The organism is Anabaena sp. UHCC 0451, from assembly GCF_034931405.1.
Classification (GTDB): Bacteria; Cyanobacteriota; Cyanobacteriia; order Cyanobacteriales; family Nostocaceae; genus RDYJ01.
In genome coordinates this window covers 1-20961 of sequence record NZ_JAYGHA010000052.1, presented here as the reverse complement: position 1 = coordinate 20961, position 20961 = coordinate 1, and the positions used below count along the sequence as shown (strand labels likewise).

Sequence of the window (20961 nt, the reverse complement as noted above, 5' to 3'; positions counted from 1 at the left end):
CCCATTGCGGATCACCGAGGATTGGGTGGTGTTGCTTTTATCGGTAGACCGAAACAGCCAACTTTCACCGTTTGTCAGTTGAATGGTGATGATTATAGCCAAAAACAGTATCGTCTTGGTGAGTCCATCATTTCTGGCATTTTAGCGAATTTAGAACTTCGACTGGATGACATTTTACCACAATAAATTTGCTGATCATCTAAACTATGGGATCAGCATTTTATCTGTCTGAATCAGGATATCCAGGATTTAAGGATTTACAGGATTTTTTTCATAATGATGTTATGTGAATGATATTCTTGTTTTAAATCATCAAAATAATTTCATCCTGAAAATCCTTTAAGTGAACTCCATAGAATGATTGATCCTGTTTTAATATCATTCCCCTAAAGCTTCCGCGAAAGTAGGGGTAATTCATGAATTACCCCTACACTATGGGATCATGTTTTTTGTGGAGTTCTCTAATCTTGAGTATCCTGATATGACTACGCCACGCTACGCTATCAGACTGATATCACAGATTATCTGTTTTTACTAGATTAATAGGAGATGAAATATTACATTTTATTAATTTCACTTGTCACGTGAGTATATTATTCAGCAATTATATATAAGCAAAATTTGTAATAATAAATTTAATACACAGGTTGTTGAAATTAAACCACCAATAAAGGATTATATATGGCTGATCTAGAAACTCTGCTTAGTGACTTGCCAAATATTATTGATCAACTTAATCTTAATATTAGCACTCGTCAAACAGTTAAAAATGAATTATTAAGACTGAATAATATTTTATCAATTTTAAACGAAATTGAGGAAGAAATTGATTCAGAATTAGGATTTGAAAAACTCAAAAATGCTGCTATGGGAGCATTACCATTTTTAGGAGTAGTAGCAGGTTTATTTATTCCTGGTGGGTTTCTGGTAGATGCAGTTATTAGCGGTGGTGCAGGATTACTTGCAGACAAATTCGGCAATAAAGAAGATGAAATAACTTTAAGTGATTTACAGGCAAGAATTTATGAGTGGATTGATTGGGTGAATTGGATTTTAGATACAGGTGAATATCTTGTAGGTGATTCAGTAGTTTTAAATCAAATCAATAACTATCTACAAAGTGAGAATATAAACAACAAAATTAAGGCAATTGATGAATTAATCAGAATAAATTTATCACTTAATAATTCAGATTTATTAAAACAGCAACTTAATCAAATAAATACGGCTCAGAATGATTTGATTCAATTGCAACAAAGAATAAATGATGCTTATCAGCAATTGCAAAATCAAGAAGATATTTGTCAAATTATTATCGGATTATCTAATTATTATGGCAACTATGGCTTTTCCTTAGAATGGCTAGATGATGAGCATGGATTAATTATATCCAGCCAGTGCAGGTGAATTTCTATCACTGGCAGAAGTTATACATAACTGTGAATATTTCAAAGAACAAATCGGCAATTTACTTTTAAATGGTAATCATCTAAAAAGTCAAGGTGAAGAAGCTTTACAACGTTTAAAAAATAATCATAAATCACAGAAAAATCAAGTTTCGCAACCAATAGTTAACAATCAATCTCAGAAAATATTTATTTTTCAACCTTCGGTAATGATTGCTATTATTAGTACAGCTTTGCTGTTTGTTGGTGTTTGGATCGGTAAAGATAAATTGCCACAAATTCAGCAAATGACCTTAAATATTAATCAGGAAGAAAAGGCTAAAAATGATTTTGCATCTGCACGAAAAAAGGGGATGGAAGCATCTATAATAGTTCAAAATCCTCCCCATCCCGAAGAGGTATGGGAAAAATCACGCATCAAATGGCAAGAAGCAATATCTTTCTTAGAGAAAATTCCTGAAGGTACATCTATTTCTGAACAAGCAAAGAAACAACTATCTAGTTATCATGTGAATAGTCAAGCTATCTCTACAAGAATATTAAATGAGAAGAAAGCGAAAGACAATTTTGAACTTTCCCAAAAATTAGCCATAGAAGCTGCTATTTTAGTTCAAAATCCTCCTCATCCGCCAAAAATTTGGAAACAAGCACAATTAAAATGGCAAGAAGCAATCAATTTATTAGAAAGTATTCCAGAGGGTACATTTATTTATAAAAAAGCTCAGGAAAAATTATCTAGTTATAAAACTAATTATGCTGCTGTAAGTACACAGGTAAAAGATTGAGTTTTTAGTATTCCTCAACTTGCAATCTTTTTATGAAGGTTTCTGAATCCTGATTCCTGCTTACATGGTTCAGAAGACAAGCTATACTAGAAATGGTGGCAAGTTAAAAGTGATATTGTACAGTGATGTAAGTTGGGTTGATTAATCTAGATTGTTCTGATTTTTTGTTAATAATAACTGATTGGTAACTTTAACTACTTTTTGTATTTTGTCAAGTGTTCTCAATAAACGGCAAAATATATTATGATTTTGTTACATTTTTGTTAAGAAACGTTACATGACTCTTAACAAAAGGAAATATTTCTTATGGGAGTTTCACTTGAGACAAAGCCATCATATCAGGTTGTGATCGTTGGTGGTGGCTTTGGTGGACTGTATACAGCAAAGGCTCTGGCTAATGCCAATGTAAATGTTACGCTCATTGATAAACGTAACTTTCACTTATTTCAGCCACTTTTATATCAAGTTGCCACAGGTACACTATCACCTGCTGATATTTCTGCACCATTGCGATCTGTATTCAGCAAAAGCAAGAATACAAAAGTTTTGCTGGGAGAAGTAAATAGTATTGATCCAAAAGCGCAACAAGTTATGTTGGGTGATGAAGTAATACCTTATGATACATTAATTGTCGCCACAGGTGCTAACCATTCCTATTTTGGTAAAGATAACTGGAAAGAATTTGCTCCTGGCTTGAAAACTGTAGAAGATGCGATAGAAATGCGTCGGCGGATATTTTCGGCATTTGAAGCGGCAGAAAAAGAAACTGATCCTGAAAAACGCCGTGCTTTTTTGACTTTTGTGATTGTGGGTGGTGGTCCTACTGGCGTAGAATTAGCAGGTGCGATCGCAGAATTGGCATACAAAACTCTTAAAGAAGATTTCCGCAACATCAACACTTCAGAAGCGAAAATTTTACTATTGCAAGGGGGCGATCGCATTCTCCCACACATTGCACCAGAGTTATCCAAAGTAGCAGCAGAATCGTTGGAAAAGTTGGGTGTAGTTATTAACACTCAAACCAGGGTGACAAATATTGAAAATGACATAGTTACTTTCAAGCAAGATGATAAATTGACAGAAATTGCCTCAAAAACTGTATTGTGGGCAGCAGGTGTTCAAGGTTCGGCTCTGGGAAAAGTCCTAGCAGAAAGTACAGGTGTAGACCTGGATTTCTCTGGAAGAGTAATTGTAGAACCAAACTTGACCATCAAGGGTTATAAAAACATTTTTGTAATTGGAGACCTAGCCAATTTCTCCCATCAAACTGGTAAACCCTTACCTGGTGTTGCACCCGTAGCCAAACAACAAGGAGAGTATGTAGGTGGACTGATTCAACTACGGCTTCAAGGTCATACTTTGCCAGAATTCCATTATACAGACGTGGGTAGTTTGGCAATGATTGGGCAAAATTTAGCTGTTGTAGATTTAGGGTTTATCAAACTCACAGGTTTCCTTGCTTGGGTATTTTGGCTAATAATTCACATCTACTTCTTAATTGAGTTTGACACTAAATTAGTAGTAGTAATTCAATGGGCATGGAATTATATTACTCGTAATCGTCGCTCTCGATTGATTACAGGTAAAGAAGCTTTTTTGGAAGTAACAACTGTTAACGATAGCAGTCATTCCCAGACTACAGAAAAGAAGCAGCCAGTCAAGCTCTAAGATTGTTGCTTTGTAGTACCACCGCCTTGAAACCAATCAACAAACCCGCCATTCTTGTGAACACTAACTCAAAGATTTGAGTGTGAAGTTTTTGGCGGGTTTATCTAAATTCTATAGCAAATACTGCCTCATCAACTCAACCGCTGTTTTAACCACAAAGCCAATAAAGGTAAAGCTAACCGATAACCTTGTTCAGCACTGTAAATTAAACCTTTATGTTGTAAACCAGTTAAAGCACCTTGGAGACTTCCACCTCTAGAAAGTCCATGTTTTTGAATATATTCTTTACTCTGCGGTTTATCTGTAGGATCAACTGCTAAAGATTCTAAAAGATGGATTTGACTAGATGGAAGTAACATCAATAAAGATTCATAAGTTATAGATAAATCTTTTAGCATTCCGTCAATTACTTGATTTACTTCTTCTTCAGTAATTAATCCTTGCGTGTATTGCAAAATTGACAACCTACGAATTAATGCCATAGCATCGCCAATGTTTCCTTGAACAGCATCTACAAATATTTGTAATGCTTGAGAATGAGGATCAAATTTGAGGTTTTTTGTGTGCAGAATCTCTCTCGTCCACAATGCTAAAACATCCTTAGATAAAGGAGCTAATTGAATTGTTTCTATCGGATAGCTATGCTCATCTTGATGGTGGCTGGTTTCGCCAATTGTCGCTAGTAAAACATAACTAACATAAGGATTGGCTTTAACTTCTTGTCTAAAAGTTGATTCCCATAAATTGTTGCGATCCCAAGAACGAATATGGGGGAAACTTTGCAAAATCAAAACAATTCGCTGATCTAAATTATCAGCCATCATTTGCAATAATTTTAGCAAGATTGTAAATGCTTGCCATAGTTGTTTTTGATCTAGGGAATGTAATAATTTAAGTTTACTTTCAGCATTAAAAATAAAAAATTCACTTGCAGTTTGTTTAACCCAAGTTTCAATTTTTTTGGCTTCCCAGTTTTGGCTAATCGCTTCTGCTAGTAATTGTACAAATCTTTCCCCATCTGTAGCGCGAATACAGTCTATCTCCAAAACCACCGCACCAACTTCCTGCGCTGCAACCCTGACTAAAGTCCGTCTTCCGCTTCCAGGTACTCCAGTAATCAGCAAATCACCATCCTGGGCAAGTATATCTACAATACGCTGAAATTCTAGGGAGCGTCCAATTAATTGTAAAGAAGTAGATAAATCGAAATTCACGGGTTCCTCGTCTTTGGTTGTGGTTGGTGCTGTTAGGGACAACATAAATCATTAACTGTAATTATGATTATCATTAGATAAATTTAGTGCTTTTGTGTAATTAGCACTAAAGTTTCGTGCTAATAATAGTATAGCACTTTAAACAACTGAAAAAAAAACCTAATATCCAGATCCCCAGTTTCGTAAAGAAGCCAAGGATACATCCCCTATCCCTTATTTAATAAGTAATTCCCGTGTTAGAAGCGTGCGTACTGGCAACAATATTATGCGGTTTTTTCGGTATCATTCTGAAAAAAAACCTGGTGATGAAGATTGTTTCAATGGATGTGATGAGTACGGGGGTAATTGCCTTTTATGTATTTATTGCATCACGAGAGGGTTTATTTACTCCCATTATTTCCGAAGTAAAAAAAGCTACTTATGCTGATCCTGTTCCCCAGGCGGTGATTTTGACAGCGATAGTCATCGGTTTTTCGATTCAGGCTTTGATGCTAGTTGGTGTCATGAAATTAGCAAAGGATAATCCCACATTAGAAAGCAGCGAGATTGAGAAAAATAACACACCATGAATACTATTACCATTACTTGGATTGCAATTCCATTTTTTCTAGGGTTCATCATTTTTTTAGTTCCCAAACTTAACAGACATTTGACTTTTTTGGGAACATTGGTTACTGCTGCTTATGCTGTGCAACTATTTCTACAACAGTCACCAGTTAAACTCAATTTACTTGATAGTTTTGGTGTCACTTTAGAAGCTGATCAGTTAAGTGGGTACTTTATTTTAACCAATGCTTTGGTTACTGCTGCTGTAGCTTTATATTGTTGGAATAGTGATAAAAATGCTTTTTTCTATGCCCAAACTATTATTGTTCATGGTAGTTTAAATGCTGCTTTTATCTGTGCAGATTTTGTGAGTTTATATGTAGCTTTAGAGGTTAGCGGGATTGCAGCTTTTTTATTGATTGCTTATCCTCGCAGCGATCGCTCAATTTGGGTAGGTTTACGCTACCTATTTGTCAGCAATATCTCTATGTTATTTTATCTCGTTGGTGCAGTCTTAGTTTATGAAAAAACTCTCTCTTTTAGTTTTGCAGGTTTAAAAAATGCACCACCAGAAGCAGTAGCATTAATCTTTTTAGGAATGTTAGTCAAAGCAGGGATTTTTGTTTCTGGTTTATGGCTACCTTTAACCCATTCTGAATCAGAAACTCCTGTTTCTGCTTTGCTTTCAGGTATTGTAGTTAAAGCCAGTGTGTTACCTTTATTAAGATGTGCTGCGGTTTCTCCAGAACTTAATAATATCGTCGTTATTTTGGGTGTGGGGACAGCTTTTATGGGTGTATCCTACGCCATCTTTGAAAAAGATACCAAGCGTCTGTTAGCATTTAGCACTATTTCCCAATTAGGTTGGATACTCGCTGCACCTGAAGTAGGTGGTTTTTATGCCCTAACTCATGGACTGGCAAAATCATCTTTATTTTTGACTGCTGGTTCTTTACCCAGTCGCAATTTTAAAGAACTGGAAAATAAACCTATTAATACTAACATTTGGATTGTTTTAGTTATCGCTAGTTTATCAATTGCTGGTTTTCCTTTGTTGTCAGGTTTTGCAGCTAAGATGTTAACTATGAAAAATTTAGGAGCTTGGCAGTTTATAGCCATGAATATTGCCGCAGTTGGCACAGCAATAGCTTTTTCTAAATTCATTTTTCTGCCTCATAAACAAGATCCTGAACAAACTATAAAACCTGGCTTTTGGTTAGCAGTAATATTCTTAATTACTGGTTTAGTTGTGGGCAATATTGCCTATCTGAAAGCTTATAACATTGCCGATATTATCAAAGCAATTATCACCATTGCTATTGGTTGGTTAGCATATCATCTGATTTTCAAGAAATTAGCAATATATGTACCCCGCGTAGTTGAAGAATTTGAACATTTAGTAGGTGTGATGAGTTTAACTGTAATTGTATTATTTTGGATGGTGTTATCATGATTGGACATTTGATATTAAGATTAACAATTTGGTTTTTATTAACGGCTGATTTTAGTACAACTAACATTATTATTGGGGTAATTATTGCCCTAATTTTACCCAGGGGTTACACATCACGGGCAAAATTAACCGAATGGGTAAAGGTTTTAGGGGAAGTAGTGGTAGCGATTATTATGGCTTTTAAAGAAGCGTTTGAAATTATCATTAATCCCCATCATCATGAGGAAATTATCAGGGAAAAGGTGAAACATAAACATTCTTCCTTGTTGGTGTTTATGGACATATTTTTGATTACGTTCACCCCGAAAACTATTGTTGTAAACCATGATGAAGATGGATTTTATGAAGTTCATCATATTAAACCAGGAAGGAAATAATTATGAATTTAGAAATAGTATTGTTAGGGATGATAGCAGCTTTATTAATTCCCATTTATGAAGCATGGAAAACAGAGAATACTTGGCAGTTAATGTTGGCTTTGGGGAGTATTTCTAGTAAAGTATCTATCATGATTTTAGTAATTTCTGTGGCAAGAGATGATTGGATGATTGGGGTAGTAGGAGCGATTATGTTGAGTGTAGGAAATGCTGGGTTTATGTTATTAGCACAGATTCTCAGAAGGTTAAATGAAGCATGAATAGTAATTAGCTATCAGCTATTCAGTTATCAGATTTCACTAGTTTAAGTAAAAGAGGAAAATGAGGAAAGTTAAATGCAAAATCTTGTGAGTATTATCAGTTATACCTGTATAGGAATAGGGTTATTTTTCTGGTTTTGGGGTACTTCTCATTTAGTTAGCAATAAATCAGTATTATTCAAATTACATGGACTTACTGTGGCTGATACTTTGGGTTCAATGCTGATGATGGTGGGAATTTTAATGCAAATACCCAGTAAGTGGCCATTGTTAGTTTTAGGTATTATTTCCTTGGCGATGTGGAATACAATGTTGGGTTATGTCATCGCCTATTGTTCAACTCATGATACAACTATAGAGGCAGAAAATGAATGATTCTTATTTATATATAATTGTGGCTTTATTACCCTTAACTGCGGGAATGTTAGTCACACAAGTTAACCCTTATCATGCGTTAATTTTGCGTGGGGTTTTAGGTGCGATCGCGGCGTTAGTAGATGCGGTTTTAGGTGCAGCAGATGTAGCTTTAACAGAAGCATTAATGGGAACAATGTTATCCGTTTCTTTATATGCTATAGCTGTTCGTTCATCCTTAGTTTTACGTTTGGGTATCATTGAAAATCAATCAATCTCAGAAAATCTAATCAATGATTTTCGTAAAATTTTCAGTAAACATTATCTGCGGTTAGAACTTGTACCCTACAACAGTAACCAATGTTTGCAAAAAGCGTTACAGGAAAAAGAAGTTCATGCTACCTGTGCGCCAGTTTTAGCGAGTGATGAATGTGAGCAAAATTATCAAACAGAAATCAGAGTAAAACGTATTTATCAAATTGTTGAAAGTGAACTGTCATCACCTAACACAGTTATAAATTATGTTGATGTTGCAGTATCTGAGGAGAAACATTAATGAAAATGAAATGGGTTTACATTTTAGCGGGAATAGCATTATTTATTAAAATGTTATTCATGCCTGATATCGCATCTCATTTAGGGGATATTCCCAAAGTGATTTCAGATATGTCTATTACAGAAAAAGTAGTGAATGAAAGTGGAGTTGTCAACGCAGTATCAGGAATTATATTTAGAAATCGCCTTTATGATACAATTTTTGAAGTAATTGTATTTACAATCGCCATTTTAGGATGTAATTTTTTATTAGCTAATGAAAATCCATCCTGTACAATGTATCAATTTAAAGATCAATCTTCCATTATCTTAGCTCGTTTGGGGGCAACAATTGCAGCGTTAGTAGGGATTGAATTAGCAATTAGAGGACATTTAAGCCCTGGAGGTGGTTTTGCTGCTGGTGTAGCGGGTGGAACAGCGATAGGATTAATAGCAATTACTTCGTCATATCAATGGATGCAGGATATTTACCAACGTTATCATGCAGCTATTTGGGAGAAGGTGTCAGTCTTGGTTTTTATCGTTTTATCTGTGATCACTTTATCAGGATTAGAGTTACCACACGGGGAATTAGGAAAGCTTTTTAGTGGGGGAATTTTGCCGATTTTAAATATTATCGTTGCGGTGAAGGTGGCGTTAGGTTCTTGGGCAGTGGTTTTGATTTTTATTCGTTATCGGGGTTTGTTGTAGTTTTGAGGGGTTTCGCGCCAAGACGCAGAGGAGCAAAGGAAGAAATACATTCATTAACTCAAAATGAAATTACCACTCTCCTCTACGGATTTTTAACATGAAGAAACTGATGGTTAATTCCTAATTACGAATTACAAAATGATCTTGCAATTTCGCTACCATTTCCGCACGTGCAGAAACTCCTAATTTCTTAAACATTCTTTTCAACGCTTGTTTAACAGTGTTTTGGGTAATCCAAAGTTTAGTGGCTATTTCCCCATTTGTTAACCCTTGGGCGACTAATTCCGCAATTTCTAATTCCCTGGGTGTGAGGGGACAGGTAACGGCAGATTTCAGGGTTTTAGGTTGTGCGCGGAGGGTGGCAATTTTGGCTGATAAATGAAGACATAAAGCACTTAAATCAGCTAAATCATTAGCATTAAAAGGGGGGTTTCCGGGGTCACGGGCAAAGTTGAGAGTTCCTACTAACCGACCATCACAAACTATCGGTCCAGTCATAACGTGTTCATGACGGGTACAAAAATTTTTCCAGTCTTCTGGTGATAAAATTAGTTGTTCATGGGTGGGCGCATGACGTTCTAAAACATAGCTACCAACGGGGTTCGCTTCTAAGCAAACCGCAGGAATTTCAGGAATTTCTGTTGTTGTTAATAACTCGTTATCCAGAAAAGAAATACCCCAATGCTGCACACCAAAATGGTCGCCAATGGTGTCCATTAGAGCCTGTTGTAATTCTTGCTCATTTTCAACATTTGCGATCGCTTCAAAAATGGCGTGGAGTGTTTTAGTCATAAGAGTACCCACTTGGGGACTATGCGAACCTCGATCATTACTTCTATGCTAATACCAGCAAGCGTAAAAAGCTATTCTTATTCGTAGCCAGAGGACAAGCATCATGACAGTTACTCAAATCTCTGCCCAAGAACTTTTCCGGGCTGCATATCAAAACCGTTATACTTGGGATGAAAATTTTCCTGGTTATAACGCAGATATCACTTATAAATATGATGGTCAGGCGTTCACTGGTAAAATTCGCATTGACGCTAATCTCAAATGGGAAGTTACCGGAGTAGAAGACGAAGCAGCAAAAAAAGCTATTGATAGTCAAACTTGGGAAATTGCTGTTCACCGTGTCCGTCGCACTTTTGAACAAACTCATGGCGAAAATACTTTTACCTATGGAGAAACTGACGAAACTGGGGCTGTAGAAATTTTCCTGGGTGGAAAATCAGTAGGTGACAAATATAAAGTTCGTAACGATGTAGTGACTCTTGTTCATCGTCATATTCATGGAGTTGTTGTGACAATTAACACTTTTAGTATTCACGAAACTGGTGCAGGATATTTATCTCACACTTATGATGCTGTATATCATGACCCCAAAACCAATGTTCAAAAAGGTGGTCGGAGTGAGTTTACAGATGAATATGAAAAGGTAGGGAATTATTACATTCTCAACCGTCGAGAAATTCGTACTGAAACAAATGGAAATGTCTCTATTCAAGAGTTTCTTTTCTCTAATCTGGAATTGTTAGGTTAGATTTTTGGTAAGATATCAGAATTCTGTAGGGGTTTAGCATTGCTAAACCCTTTTGAATTATTACCCTGATTAACTAATGTTTGAAATCTCTTCACAGCCTCATCCACATTTTGATTAACATCCATAAATCTAAATGCAGAAGCCGCTAAATAAGATAAATTTTGCTCAAAAGCCAGCCAATTTCTCTGCACAGCTTCCGCAGCAGCACCAGTAGTATTAGAACCTGCAAATATATCCAAAACTATATCTCCCGGTTCTGTGAGAAAATCAATAAAAAATGCGGGTAATTTTTGCGGAAACCTCGCAGGATGAGGTTTTATTCCCACATTTTTACACAGTTTCATATAGCGAGAATTGCTTTCTGTATTGGGAATTTGTAATAAATTAGCAGGAATTGCACCTCCATTATCATTAGCAAAAGCCGAACTTATATCATGTCCTGAAGGACGTTCTTTAGGTTTATAATATTTTTCAGGATTAGCTTGTAGCTTTTTCATCCTCTCAGAATAAGGAACAAGTACCTTACTGACATTAGCTTTAGGAAAATCAGTTTTTGACAACCACCAAATAGTATTAACTGCATCCTTAGCACGAATTTTGCGTTTATTTACCCATTCAATTGGTGAAGGTAACTTAGAAGGATTATACCAAAAAAATTCCTCAGCTAAACGAAAATCTAACTCATCACATAATTTAATTAAAATGCGATAATTATACAAAGAACGTACAGGACGTTTACTTTGATATGCTCCCCCTAAATCTATCACAAAACTTCCTTCTGGTTTCAGAATTCGATAGACTTTTTTACAGAAAGCAAATAGCCAATCTACATATTCTTCCTGTTCAACATTACCATAACTTTTTTCCCGTTGTAATGCAAAAGGGGGAGAAGTCATAACTAAATCAATAGAGTCTGTTTCCAACTTATCTAGTAATTCTAAAGAATCTCCCACATAAGCAGAACCATAATCTGTAATGTATAAAGGCTTATCCAACAAAATAGATGTCATTTTTAACAACTAGAATCAATTAATCAACTTGTGAATATTATCCTCCCAATTTGCACCATCAAAAGGTACAATTTCAAAATTACCTATCACATCCCCATCTAAACACCGCACATTCACATCAATACAATCTGGATGACTGCGAGGAATATAAAAAGCATGAATTCCACAAACTTGACAAAATTTATGTTTTGCAACTCCCGTATTAAATTGATAGGTTTTTAAAACATCTTCACCTTGTAATAAAGTAAATTTATCTTGAGGAACTATTAAATGTAAAAAGCCCTTTTTAGAGCAAATTGAACAATTACAATCATCAACTTTGTGGTTATCAACCACAACCCGAAAACGTACCGCACCACAGTGACAACCACCTTCATAAGTCACAGTTTTATTCATCTTTCCATCATCCTTCTTTATCTGCGTTAATCTGCGTGCATCCGCGTTTAATTTTAGATAACAAACCAATAAAAACTCCAGGCGTTTCCAAATGTGGTAAAATACCAGTATCTCCTATAGTTTGAAAATCCCTAATCGCACTTTTATTTAAACTAGCTAATCTCCTTCCCAAATTAATATTAGTAAATTGTGCTTCTTCACCCCAGAAAAACACAGTAGAAACTTTCAATTGTTGAATATATAAACTCAAATCAAAATAAAGATCACCTCGTAAAAATGCCAATGCTGAAAACTTCGCATTAGGTTTTTGTGCAGAATATAAATAAGCTTCCACAATTTCTTGAGTCAATCTTTCCGGTTTAGCAAAAAGGAAACTTTGTAAAAAATTACTAACAGCAACTTCATTTTCCGCACCCAAACCATAAATCAAATTATCCAAAAAAGGTATATTAATCACCGAAAGCGGTAATCTCCTACCAGCACCTTGGCCAAAGTCATCAAAACCAGAAGGAGAAACTAAAAACAATTCTTTAAATAAATTAGGTTCAGAAATAGCAAGACGAATAGTAAAAGCAGCAGTTAAAGAAGAAGCTACCACCGTCACAGGTTGATTACAACTTCGGTGAATAAACTCACTAATAGTAGTCAAATAATCTTGAACTTGGTAATCTCGTACCGGATGTTCAGACTCTCCCCAACCAATTAAATCAGGTGCTAAAATGCGGTATTCATTTGCAAAAGCTGGATAGACTTTAGACCATTCATAAGCAGAAGCACCACCCCCAAAATTATGTAAAAATAACAAAGGTGGTAATTTTTCAACTTCAGAAATATTCCAAGGTTCACTAATTTGGGTATAATAAACCATTGAACCCAAAGATGTATTAATGACTTTTTGACCAAAACCAAGAGGTTGAAATTTCAGCATATACTCTATATCAATTATGAATTAGAAAGATTATCCTTAGTTACTTGTACAAGTTGATGGAGATTATCACCATTAATATTGTAAGCTGCACCAAACCCAATTACATAGCGTCCCTTAGTTGGAGTGAGTTGAAAAATTCTAAAATCAGCCAAACCACGTAAGACTTCAATAATTTCTCCAAAACGTTCTTGAAATTCTTTAACAATTTGCTGCCATTTTTCGGTTTCCCTCTCAACCAAAGTAGCTGTACAATCAAAATTCAAGCGACGACGCGCAAAAATATTAGGACTTTTAGCTTCATCTTCAATAAATAAAACACTCACATAAGGATTAACTTGAATATTAGTAGTATGACTGGATAACCCACTAACATAAATGTAGATGTTTTTAAATTCATCCATCACAAAAGGAGTATAACTAGCGTTAGGAATTCCTTGTGCGTTGACTGTACTAATAATGATGCTGGCAAATTCTTGAGGAAATTTCTCATACTCAGCTTGGACTTTTTCCAATTGACTCATAACAGGTAAATTCATTGTAGGTTGTTAATGTGTTATTATATAACATATCTTTTCAGATCCCCGACTTCTTAAAGAAGTCGGGGATCTTGTTGTTCACAATTGCTACAATAAGAATAGAATACACTATAGTAGTGACGAAATAATTATGACTGAAAAAAATCGTTCTCAATGGGACTTGTGCAGATTCATCAAAACCCTCACCTACTTTGAGGTATTTCCCGTCCTGAACTGGGTAGAAAAGTTATTTCAACGTCGTCCTGAAAACAATGAAAATCAACCAAAGGGGGGAATACAAATGGGTGTAATTCTAGTAGCGGGTGCAACTGGTGGAGTTGGTAAACGAGTCGTACAAAGACTATCAGCACAGGGTTACAAAGTCCGCTGTTTAGTCAGAGATATTGATAAAGCGCGGTCAACTCTTGGTAATGATGTTGACTTAGTAGTGGGAGATATTACCAAACCCGCAACTTTGAATGATTTGGTTATGAGTAATATTCAAGGTGTTGTTTGTTGTACAGCAGTGCGTGTTCAACCAGTAGAAGGAGATACACCTGATAGGGCAAAATATAATCAAGGTGTGAAATTTTATCTACCAGAAATTGTGGGTGATACCCCAGAAAATGTCGAATATAAAGGTGTGAAAAACTTAGTAGAAGCTGCAAGAAGATATTTATCAAACACAGGTGAAAAAGCGATATTTGATTTTACTCAACCATCAGAAGAATTAAAAAATATCTGGGGTGCGTTAGATGATGTGGTTATGGGTGGTGTCAGTTCCAGCAATTTTCATATCTTAGAAAAAACCGCTTTATTTGCTGGTAATGTTTCTACTGCAAATTCGGGAGGTTTTGCATCTGTAAGAACTAAGAATTTTACACCTGCAATTAATTTATCAGGTTTTACCGGGGTGAGATTACGAGTTAAAGGTGATGGACAACGTTATAAAATCTTTTTAAGAACTGAAACAGCATGGGATGGAGTTGGTTACAGTTATTCTTTTGATACTGTAGCTAATTCATGGATAGATGTTAATATTCCCTTTGTTAATTTAACACCTGTTTTTAGAGCAAAAACTGTGAAAGATTCTCCAGAAATAGATAAAAGTAAAGTTTGTTCATTTCAATTAATGTTGAGCAAATTTGAATATGACGGTGATTTAAATCCTAAATTTAATCCTGGTGGTTTTGCATTAGAACTAGAATCAATAAAAGCCTATGGTGGTCAAGGTTTACCTCAATTTGTTTTAGTTAGTTCTGCTGGTGTAACTCGTCCCGGAAGACCAGGAATTAATTTAGAAGAAGAACCCCCAGCAGTAAGATTAAATGACCAATTGGGAGGGATTTTAACTTGGAAATTAAAAGGAGAAGATAGTGTAAGAAGCAGTGAAATACCTTACACAATTATTAGACCTTGTGCTTTAACTGAAGAAGCAGGAGGTAAAGAGTTAATATTTGAGCAAGGTGATAATATCAGAGGTAAAGTTAGCCGTAATGATATTGCTGAACTTTGCGTTCAATCCCTCAAACAACCAAAAGCACGTAATATGACTTTGGAAGTAAAACAGGGAGAGAATGATGTTAAGTCTATCAATTGGGAACAGTTATTTTCTAGTTTACAACCTGATAAATAATTGGTAGCGAACCAATCAATAAAATGTTTAAAAAATTATTGTTTGCTGGGGTTGTAGTGATAATTCTGTGGAGTGGTATTTTATCTCATCCCGCTTCTTCACAGCAAGTAGATTTTCGTGTTAATAACCTAGAATCTGATTTGCGTCGTGTAGAGTTGCGGTTGAATCAAATAGAATTATTACTGCGTCAAAATCCCCAGATTCCATCCTCTAGAATTACTCAAACTCCCTCCAAGCTTCAAATTTCTAGACGGAATTTATCACAGTCAGAACGGGATAGAATGTTTGATAGATTATCAACTTTAGTTGTGGAATTAAAGCAACAAGTTAATGATTTAGGAAAGCGGGTTTTTAAATTGGAGTCTGGTAAGTAAGAATATATCAACATTTTTATATTTTTACCTGCGATACAGAAAGTGCAGCTAGTATGTGTTCTATGTTGCAAGTGAAGAATAAGGAGTAATTTGATTTAAAATTTCTCCTAAACTTCTTTTTGCTTCCATAATTTCATAAGCATTTTGCAATCTTAAAAAATATCCTTCCGAAAGTCTAAAATAGCGACAAAGACGCAAATCTATATCCGCAGTCATGGGAAGTTTACCTGTAATAATTTCTTGAATAGTATTTTCCCAACTTGCAATATCCATAAAAAATCATATTTACCCAAGTTGTTAGTTATCAAGTTAAGTCTTCTACAGGTGATGATACGTAATTATTGATGAAATCCCAGTCTTCATCCTGTAAATCTTTAAATCCTGGACATCCTGATTCAGACATTCTCACATACAACAGGTAAATTGAGAAAAAAGTCAATCAGTCTTAATTTTAGTTACAGTTAGATCACAAAATAAATCGTGAGGGGTGATACTATGCGTGTCTTGCTAGTTTATCCAATATTTCCCAAAACCTTCTGGTCCTATGAGAAAATCCTAGCACTCGTAGATAGAAAGGTTCTATTACCACCATTGGGTTTAGTCACAGTTGCAGCAATTTTGCCCCAAGAGTGGGAGTTTAAGCTAGTAGATCGTAACATCCGCGCTGCCACAGAAGAAGAATGGGCATGGGCAGATATAGTCATTTTCTCGGCTATGATTGTCCAAAAACAAGATTTACTAGATCAAATTCGGGAAGCAAAACGCCGGGGTAAGTTAGTAGCTTTGGGTGGTCCATACCCCACATCTACACCCCATGAAGTCGAAGCAGCAGGGGCAGATTACCTGATTTTAGATGAAGGGGAAATCACCTTACCCATGTTTGTGGAAGCTTTACAAAAAGGTGAAAAATCAGGGGTTTTCCGCGCTACCGAAAAACCTGATGTTACCAGTACACCCATTCCCCGCTTTGATTTATTAGAATTTAATGCCTATGATATGATGTCTGTGCAGTTTTCGCGGGGTTGTCCCTTCCAGTGCGAATTTTGCGACATCATTGTATTATATGGACGCAAACCAAGAACTAAAACACCAGCACAACTATTAGCAGAATTAGATTATCTCTATGAGTTGGGTTGGAGACGTGGTGTATTCATGGTTGATGATAACTTTATTGGCAACAAACGCAATGTGAAATTGTTGCTAAAAGAGTTAAAAGTCTGGATGGCTGAACATCAATATCCTTTCAATTTTGATACAGAAGCTTCGATTGATTTGGCGCAAGATCAAGAGATGATGGAATTGATGGTTGACTGTGGTTTTAAAGCCGTATTTTTGGGTATTGAAACACCAGATGAAGATAGTTTACAACTAACTAAGAAATTCCAAAATACTCGCAGTTCTTTAACTGAATCTGTAGAAACAATCATTAGAACTGGACTGCGGCCAATGGCTGGGTTTATTATAGGTTTTGATGGTGAAAAAGCAGGTGCAGGCGATCGCATTGTTAGATTTGCAGAACTAGCAGCTATTCCTTCTACTACTTTCGCTATGTTACAAGCCCTACCCAATACGGCGTTATGGCATCGTCTCACAAAAGAAGGCAGACTGCGGGAAAATAAAGACGGGAACATCAATCAAACTACATTGATGAACTTTATCCCTACCCGTCCTTTAGAAGAACTGGCTAGGGAATATGTGGAGGCTTTTTGTGCTTTATATGACCCTGTAGCCTATTTAGATCGCACCTATCGCTGTTTTTTAATGTTGGGTTCTCCCCAATGGAAAGCACCAGCGAAAACACCAGAATGGGTAGTTATCAAAGCATTGCTAATTGTGATTTGGAGACAAGGTTTTAAAAGAGAAACCCGCTGGAAATTCTGGCATCACTTCTTTAGCATTCTCAAGCATAATCCCAAGGTGATCGAACAGTACGTTTCTACCTGCGCTCACATCGAACATTTTATGGAATATCGGCAAATTGTCCGTGATGAAATCGAAAGTCAATTAGCCGCTTATTTAGCCCAAGGTGCAGAAAAACCTTATGTTCCAGAGAAGGAAAAAGTAGTAGCTTAGGGACTAGGGACTGGTGACTGGGGACTGGGAAAAATCAAGTCATAAAGTCAAAAGTGAAAAACTCTGTTCCCTGTTCCCTGTTCCCTGTTCCCTATTACCTTATAATTGCAAAACGAAAACTTCCTCCCCAGAATAAACCAAAGTTTTACCCACAGGTAACATCGCCAAAGCATTAGTTTGAGTTAAATTAATTAAATTCCCAGAACTATCATTACCTTCAGCTTTCTGAAATTGATAAACACCATTTACCAGATTTAACTTACCGTGAATATAAGTTTCCATCTTGCCATTAGATTGTAATTCTGATTGCGATCGCACTTTCAAAAATGTCGGTTGCCAACCTTGAGAAAGTCCAGCTAGTTTTTTAATTGTTGGTTGTACAAACCGCCAGCAAGTCACCAATGCAGAAACCGGATTTCCTGGTAAACCAAAGTATAATGAATTGGGGAAAGTTGCAAAAGTCAGAGGTTTTCCCGGACGCATCTGTACAGCACGAAAATGAATTTTTCCACCCAAAGATGGTAATATCTTATCTATATAGTCATAATCGCCAACAGATACACCACCAGTAGAAATAACTATATCAGCATTAGCGATCGCATAACCTATAATTTCTTCTAAAGCAGTAGGATCATCCTGAATAATTCCTAACAGTAACACTTCTGCCCCCAGTTCCCGCATCAAAGTCGCCAAAGCATACTGATTAGAATCTACAATTTGTCCTGGTTTCAGCAACTGTTCAGGCATGACCAACTCATTCCCACAGGAAAGAATAGCTACGCGGGGAAGGCGGAAAACACTAACTTGTTCACGTTGTGTAGCAGCTAAAACCGCAATTTCCGCAGCAGTTAAAGAAATACCTGCCGGGACAATTTCGCTACCGGCTTGACAAAAATCTCCCTGATGTCTGACAAACTCCTGGGGTTGAGGTGCAGTAAAGATAAAAACACGGTTTTCTTCCCGGTGAGTTGTTTCCTGCATGACTACAGTATCCGCACCTGCTGGCATCATTGCACCTGTAAAAATTCGTGCCGCTTGTCCTGCTTTAATAGTAACTTGAGGTTGATATCCTGCGGGAATTTCTTCGACAACTTCCAAAATAATTGGTTTATCAGTCCTCGCTTGCTGCACATCTGCATAACGCACAGCATAACCATCCATTGCCGAATTATCCCAATGGGGAAAATCGAGAGAACTGTTAACAGGAGTGGCTAAAATGCGGCCATTTGCCATCAATAAATCAACAAATTCTATATCCTGCTGGTTATTCAGCGGTTGTATAGAATTTAAAATAGTGGCTTCTGCATCTCTGACTGACAGCATAGTTAATAACTCCGATTTTGTATATTTTAGTCTAGTGTTGTGTAAGTTTTAAATATAGGGTATTTGATGGTGACAAATATTACCTTTATTTTTTAAAAAAGATATATAAATTTGTATAAAAATACAATAGTTTAAACTTGAAATAAATATTGATTTTACAAAAAAAAACTGTATAAAATTAGTAAAGCCTAAATTAGCAAGATTAAGTAATTAGCTTATCATTAATTGGTACTTGTAAGCCAGTAGACAATAATTGCTAAGATGCTTGTCTAGTAAGAATATTGACAATTTGCCCAAACTTGCTCACATAGTAACTCACTAGAAATAACAATATTTGAGTTGTTTCTAAAGGTTCTCAATACATCCACATCTTACCCAACTCTCAACCGTAAATATACTGGTTTAATCATTTAGGAGACTTCACAACATGGCTACTCTTTCATGGAAAAATGCTGCCAACGGCAACTGGAATCTTGCCAGTAACTGGACTCCCGGTACTGTACCATCATCCGCAGATATTGCCCAAATCACTATTGGTGGTACTTATACCGTTCTCTTAGATATCAACAGAACTCTGACTGGTTTAACTCTCGGTACAACTACAGGCATCCAAACCCTCGATATCAATGGCTATACCTTAACCCTCAAAGGTGCAAGTACCGTTAGTAATAATGGTGTTTTAAATCTGACCTCTGGAACTCTTACTGGCACTGGTGCTTTAACAATTTCCAACAAACTCAACTGGAGTGGAGGCACATTAAGCGGTACAGGCAAAAAGACCGTTAGTGGCACATTAAACCTGAGTAATGGTCAATACTTAGATGGAACAACCCTAGAAACCGCAGGTGCAACAGTCTGGACAGCGAATAGCTATTTGTCTGCTAACAACGGTGCAATTTGGAATAATACCAGCACTGGCACAATTGACTTACAAGGAGATAGTGGTTTTTATGCCAGTGATGCTCTATCTACCTTTAATAATGCTGGTACTTTCATCAAATCCAACGGGACAACGGGTTATTATTCCTACTTTAGTGGCATCTTTAACAACACTGGTACAGTCCAAGCCAAAAAAGGATTGATAGAAATTGGCGGAGTATATAATCAGACAGCCGGAACGACAATCCTTAACGGCGGCGGTATATCATTTTATTCTGTTCCCATGAACCTACAAGGTGGAAACCTCGCAGGAATTGGAACTATTACAGGCAGTGTTAACAATAGTGGCGGTCAAGTTAACCCAGGTAATACCATTGGTACACTGAACATCACTGGTGACTATAGCCAAAGCGGTACAGGAACACTCAACCTAGAATTAGGAAGTGCTGCCAGTTTTGATAAATTCAACATTACTGGTGCAGCAGATATAGGTGGAATCCTCAAACTGAATTTAACCGGAGGCTTTACACCCACTATTGGGACTAAATTCACAGTTTTAACTTATGGTTCTGCTACAACCAAGAGCTTTAACACCATTCAAGGCATAGATATTAGTAGCAGTTTGGCATTTGCCCCAACTTCCACAGGTAAGAACTTAACCTTAGAAGTAGTAGACCAAGTTAAGGATTTAGGCGCGATAATATTTTCCAGTCCTCAATCAGTTTCAGACTTTGTAGGTGATACAGACCTATTTGATTTTTACCGTTTCAATGTCACCACAGCCGGCAATATCCAACTTAAACTTAGCAATCTCACATCTAATGCCAATGTTTGGTTAGTTGATGGATTAGGTCGTAATATTGCCCAAGGTATTAAAACTGGAAGTGCTGATGAAGTTGTAAGTTCCTTAGTTGACGCTGGAACATATTACGTCAAAGTTTTCCGACAAGCTGCTGGGAATAATGCCAACTACACTGGG

23 protein-coding genes and 1 pseudogene are annotated in these 20961 nt (G+C 36.4%); 16 read left to right on the top strand and 8 right to left on the bottom strand.

Annotated elements, in window-relative coordinates; all coding sequences use genetic code 11:
• The 4 genes and pseudogenes from VB694_RS24145 to VB694_RS24130 form a co-directional block, all read left to right on the top strand.
• Positions 1-186: pseudogene (locus VB694_RS24145) on the top strand (Uma2 family endonuclease); the annotation flags it as partial.
• A gap of 495 nt (positions 187-681) precedes the next feature.
• The gene (locus VB694_RS24140; protein ID WP_323362868.1) at positions 682-1407 is read left to right on the top strand and encodes a hypothetical protein; all 726 of its coding nucleotides are present in this window, start codon (positions 682-684) and stop codon (positions 1405-1407) included.
• A gap of 208 nt (positions 1408-1615) precedes the next feature.
• Positions 1616-2191, top strand: a complete 576-nt coding sequence (locus VB694_RS24135) for a hypothetical protein (protein WP_323362867.1) — start codon at positions 1616-1618, stop codon at positions 2189-2191.
• Positions 2192-2497: 306 nt separating this feature from the next.
• Positions 2498-3859 carry an NAD(P)/FAD-dependent oxidoreductase gene (locus VB694_RS24130; RefSeq protein ID WP_323362866.1) on the top strand — a complete coding sequence of 454 codons (1362 nt, stop codon included), beginning with the start codon at positions 2498-2500 and terminating at the stop codon, positions 3857-3859.
• A 131-nt stretch (positions 3860-3990) separates the two neighbouring features.
• Here VB694_RS24130 and VB694_RS24125 read toward each other — a convergent pair whose 3' ends face one another.
• A complete protein-coding gene (locus VB694_RS24125; protein WP_323362865.1) occupies positions 3991-5118 on the bottom strand; it encodes an ATP-binding protein in 1128 nt (375 codons plus the stop codon).
• Between the two features lie 188 nt (positions 5119-5306).
• Between VB694_RS24125 and VB694_RS24120 the strand changes: the two genes are divergently transcribed.
• The 7 genes from VB694_RS24120 to VB694_RS24090 all read left to right on the top strand — a co-directional run bounded on the left by VB694_RS24120 (position 5307) and on the right by VB694_RS24090 (position 9308).
• Positions 5307-5642 (top strand): cation:proton antiporter subunit C, encoded by a 336-nt coding sequence (locus VB694_RS24120; RefSeq protein WP_323362864.1) that lies wholly within the window; start codon positions 5307-5309, stop codon positions 5640-5642.
• Positions 5639-7072, top strand: a complete 1434-nt coding sequence (locus tag VB694_RS24115; protein WP_323362863.1) for a cation:proton antiporter — start codon at positions 5639-5641, stop codon at positions 7070-7072. Before VB694_RS24120 ends, VB694_RS24115 begins: the two co-directional genes overlap by 4 nt.
• Positions 7069-7449 (top strand): Na+/H+ antiporter subunit E, encoded by a 381-nt coding sequence (locus VB694_RS24110; RefSeq protein WP_323362862.1) that lies wholly within the window; start codon positions 7069-7071, stop codon positions 7447-7449. The genes VB694_RS24115 and VB694_RS24110 overlap by 4 nt, the downstream gene beginning before the upstream one ends.
• A 2-nt stretch (positions 7450-7451) precedes the next feature.
• A complete protein-coding gene (locus tag VB694_RS24105) occupies positions 7452-7709 on the top strand; it encodes a hypothetical protein (RefSeq protein ID WP_137667240.1) in 258 nt (85 codons plus the stop codon).
• Between the two features lie 75 nt (positions 7710-7784).
• Positions 7785-8084: a monovalent cation/H(+) antiporter subunit G gene (locus VB694_RS24100; protein WP_323362861.1), complete on the top strand. Its 300-nt coding sequence runs from the start codon at positions 7785-7787 to the stop codon at positions 8082-8084.
• Entirely contained in the window at positions 8077-8619 is a 543-nt protein-coding gene (locus VB694_RS24095) for a DUF4040 domain-containing protein (RefSeq protein ID WP_323362860.1), read from the top strand. Before VB694_RS24100 ends, VB694_RS24095 begins: the two co-directional genes overlap by 8 nt.
• Positions 8620-8624: 5 nt before the next feature.
• Positions 8625-9308 (top strand): Na(+)/H(+) antiporter subunit B, encoded by a 684-nt coding sequence (locus VB694_RS24090; RefSeq protein ID WP_323362869.1) that lies wholly within the window; start codon positions 8625-8627, stop codon positions 9306-9308.
• A gap of 120 nt (positions 9309-9428) precedes the next feature.
• Here VB694_RS24090 and VB694_RS24085 read toward each other — a convergent pair whose 3' ends face one another.
• Positions 9429-10100, bottom strand: a complete 672-nt coding sequence (locus tag VB694_RS24085) for a LuxR C-terminal-related transcriptional regulator (RefSeq protein WP_323362859.1) — start codon at positions 10098-10100, stop codon at positions 9429-9431.
• 103 nt (positions 10101-10203) lie between these two features.
• Between VB694_RS24085 and VB694_RS24080 the strand changes: the two genes are divergently transcribed.
• Positions 10204-10848 carry a DUF3386 domain-containing protein gene (locus VB694_RS24080; protein WP_323362858.1) on the top strand — a complete coding sequence of 215 codons (645 nt, stop codon included), beginning with the start codon at positions 10204-10206 and terminating at the stop codon, positions 10846-10848.
• On the opposite strand, the gene VB694_RS24075 is transcribed toward VB694_RS24080, so the two are convergent.
• The 4 genes from VB694_RS24075 to VB694_RS24060 are packed head-to-tail and all read right to left on the bottom strand — an operon-like array spanning position 10845 to position 13703.
• Positions 10845-11858, bottom strand: a complete 1014-nt coding sequence (locus VB694_RS24075; RefSeq protein ID WP_323362857.1) for a site-specific DNA-methyltransferase — start codon at positions 11856-11858, stop codon at positions 10845-10847. The two genes, VB694_RS24080 and VB694_RS24075, sit on opposite strands and share 4 nt — an antisense overlap.
• Before the next feature lie 15 nt (positions 11859-11873).
• Positions 11874-12254, bottom strand: a complete 381-nt coding sequence (locus VB694_RS24070; RefSeq protein ID WP_323362856.1) for a GFA family protein — start codon at positions 12252-12254, stop codon at positions 11874-11876.
• A gap of 7 nt (positions 12255-12261) precedes the next feature.
• Complete coding sequence (locus VB694_RS24065; protein ID WP_323362855.1) at positions 12262-13182, bottom strand: alpha/beta hydrolase; 921 nt, start codon at positions 13180-13182, stop codon at positions 12262-12264.
• Positions 13183-13196: 14 nt separating this feature from the next.
• The gene (locus tag VB694_RS24060; RefSeq protein ID WP_323362854.1) at positions 13197-13703 is read right to left on the bottom strand and encodes a HugZ family protein; all 507 of its coding nucleotides are present in this window, start codon (positions 13701-13703) and stop codon (positions 13197-13199) included.
• Positions 13704-13848: 145 nt separating this feature from the next.
• Here VB694_RS24060 and VB694_RS24055 point away from each other — a divergent pair, with 145 nt between their 5' ends.
• A complete protein-coding gene (locus VB694_RS24055; RefSeq protein ID WP_323362853.1) occupies positions 13849-15333 on the top strand; it encodes a CIA30 family protein in 1485 nt (494 codons plus the stop codon).
• 23 nt (positions 15334-15356) lie between these two features.
• The gene (locus VB694_RS24050) at positions 15357-15707 is read left to right on the top strand and encodes a hypothetical protein (protein ID WP_323362852.1); all 351 of its coding nucleotides are present in this window, start codon (positions 15357-15359) and stop codon (positions 15705-15707) included.
• A 60-nt stretch (positions 15708-15767) separates the two neighbouring features.
• On the opposite strand, the gene VB694_RS24045 is transcribed toward VB694_RS24050, so the two are convergent.
• Complete coding sequence (locus VB694_RS24045) at positions 15768-15980, bottom strand: hypothetical protein (RefSeq protein WP_323362851.1); 213 nt, start codon at positions 15978-15980, stop codon at positions 15768-15770.
• A 222-nt stretch (positions 15981-16202) separates the two neighbouring features.
• Between VB694_RS24045 and VB694_RS24040 the strand changes: the two genes are divergently transcribed.
• Complete coding sequence (locus VB694_RS24040) at positions 16203-17780, top strand: B12-binding domain-containing radical SAM protein (protein WP_323362850.1); 1578 nt, start codon at positions 16203-16205, stop codon at positions 17778-17780.
• A gap of 99 nt (positions 17781-17879) precedes the next feature.
• Here the strand turns inward: VB694_RS24040 and glp are convergent, their stop codons facing one another.
• Positions 17880-19103 (bottom strand): gephyrin-like molybdotransferase Glp, encoded by a 1224-nt coding sequence (glp, locus tag VB694_RS24035; RefSeq protein WP_323362849.1) that lies wholly within the window; start codon positions 19101-19103, stop codon positions 17880-17882.
• A 427-nt stretch (positions 19104-19530) separates the two neighbouring features.
• Here glp and VB694_RS24030 point away from each other — a divergent pair.
• The coding region (locus tag VB694_RS24030; protein WP_323362848.1) for a pre-peptidase C-terminal domain-containing protein at positions 19531-20961 on the top strand (1431 nt) is incomplete at its 3' end.